This window comes from Saccharopolyspora sp. (assembly GCF_017434145.1).
GTDB classification, from domain to species: domain Bacteria; phylum Actinomycetota; class Actinomycetes; order Mycobacteriales; family Pseudonocardiaceae; genus Saccharopolyspora_C; species Saccharopolyspora_C galaxeae.
Map to the genome: position 1 here is coordinate 1 of NZ_JAFRFW010000345.1, position 2,106 is coordinate 2,106.

Below are 2,106 nucleotides of genomic sequence, written 5' to 3' on the forward strand. Positions count from 1 at the left end.
CGCTCGAGGATGGCGTTGCGCGCCGTTGCCCATTGCATGATCTGCCCGCGCTGTTGCGGCAACGCATCGCCGGGCAGTGCGTTCAGGTACTGCTGGGCCCGCTGCAACGAGTCGTCGATGCGGGAAGCCAGCTGCTCCTTCTCGTCACCTCGCGGATCGAGCGAAGCGAGCGCGGGGTTCAGATCGGGTTCCCCGGTAGCGACCGAGCCTTCCGCGGAATGCTGCACCCAGCCCTGCGGGTCCTGCTCGACCCGCAGCCGGCCGTCCGGGCCGACGGTGTGCCGGACCGCCACGAAGCGACCGTCCGCGGTGAACGCCACCTGCGGTGCGGTCAGCACCGTGTCGAAGGTGTCGGTGAAACCGGGGAACCAATCGGTCCGCGCAGCGCCGGACATGGCCAGCACCACCGGCTTGCCGTGGCCGATCCCCCGGTACCGGAGGTTTCCGGCGAACAGGTTGCCGTCCAGCGTTCTGCCGTTCCAGAGGCTGATCCGCTCGGTACCCGCTGCCAGATCGGCCAGCACCAGGTCGGCGCCCGGGTGACTCTGCGCGGTCTGCGCCACCTGCACGGCCGTGGCGACCGGCCGGCCCGCGGCCGGGAAGTACAACCCGCGGTCCCCGGGCAATCCGACCGTCTGGGACCGCAAGTAGAAGTCGCTGTTGCCGTCGCCCTTCCACGGGTCGGTCGCCGCGAACAGCTCCACCGCCTGCTGCTGCGACTCCGGACTCATCGGCAGCAGGCCCAGCAACTGCGCCAGCTGCGGCAACCCGGCGGGCGAGTGGCCGAGCAGCAGCGGAGCGGCGAGCAGCTGCTCGAGCTGCGCATCGATCGACGGATCCTTGGCCGCCGCGAGCATCGCCGCGCTCAACTCGGCGTGCGCCTGCCACACGCCCTTGTCGACGCTGCCGGCCCAGAACCGGAACTCCACCCGGTGCGCAGCGGAGTCCGGCCCGACGTGCTGGAAGTTCAGGGCGTCGAACTTGCCGCGGCTGAGCTTGCGCACGTCCTCGAACGAGGACACCGCCGAGGGATCGGGCGGCAGCGGGTTCGGCCCCACCAGCTTGATCGGCCGCTGGTTCGCGTGATTCGGGTAGTTGCCCAGCCGGTACAGCACCGACTCGAACACCTTGCCCAGCCGCGCGAGCCGCAGGTATTCGGGCGGCGTCAACATTTCGGTGGAGCTCACGTTGACGTGGCCGCCCATGTTCTCGGCGTACCCGTCGGCATCCCAGACCAGGTCCATGACGTCGCCGAAGTTCTCCCAGGCCCGGGGTTCGGCACCGGGAGTCAGGACCGGCGAGACCAGCTCCGCCGCATCGAGGTCCGAGGTTTCGGTGAGCATCGCCCACTTGCCCTCGCGGTGGGCTTCCTCCACCTCCGCGTCCCCGGACTCGAGCAAGCCCTGCTCGTCTTCCCAGTTTGCGAGGTCGCGCTCGGCGAGCTTGTTGCCGAGCTCGTTCACCTTCTGGTCGAAGTCCGCGCTGTCGACCTGGAACTCCACCTCGAAACCGAACTGCACGTCCGGGCGGGAGCTGACCCCGCCGGGGACACCGTCGCGGTAGAACTGCGGCGATACTTCGCCCAACTGCGCGCGGGTGTTCGCGGCCTGGCGGTAAATGTGCGCGATCTGCTGGGAACGTTGCGCGGCCACCTGCTCGTGCAAGCCGTGCGCGCCGTCCACCATGGTCCGCAGCCGGTTCGTGGGCGTTCTGCTGAAGGTGCCGCGTTCCGCCGCCTCCTGCCAGGTAACGACCTGCTCGCGCAGACCGGGGAAGAACTGGCCCGGCAGCACCGCCAAGTGCCGGGACAGCGCGCCGGTCAGATCCGCCAGTCGGGAAGTTAAACGGGCGTGTTCGCGGGCGTCGCCGGGCAGCTGAACCCGATCGCCTTCCTGCGACCCGAGCTGCTCCGGGTCGGCCCGGTGCACCTCGCCCGGCGGGGCCTGCTGGGTACCGGTGATCAGTCCACCGCCGTTGCCGGGTTCCTCGGGCTGCGCGCTGAAGACGTTGCTCATCCCGAGGTTTTGCAGCGCGCGCTCGAAGGACCGGTTCTCGAGCGCGTCGTGCAGCGCCGTGTCCAGCGACTGGCCGGTGTCGTCCAGGAAA

Annotated in this window: 1 protein-coding gene; it reads right to left on the minus strand. The window is 69.6% G+C overall.

Annotation, left to right across the window (positions count from 1 at the left end; translation table 11 throughout):
- Nucleotides 1-2,106, minus strand: a 2,106-nt coding sequence (locus tag IJH84_RS09595) for a hypothetical protein (RefSeq protein WP_295142865.1), incomplete at both ends; no start/stop codon positions are given.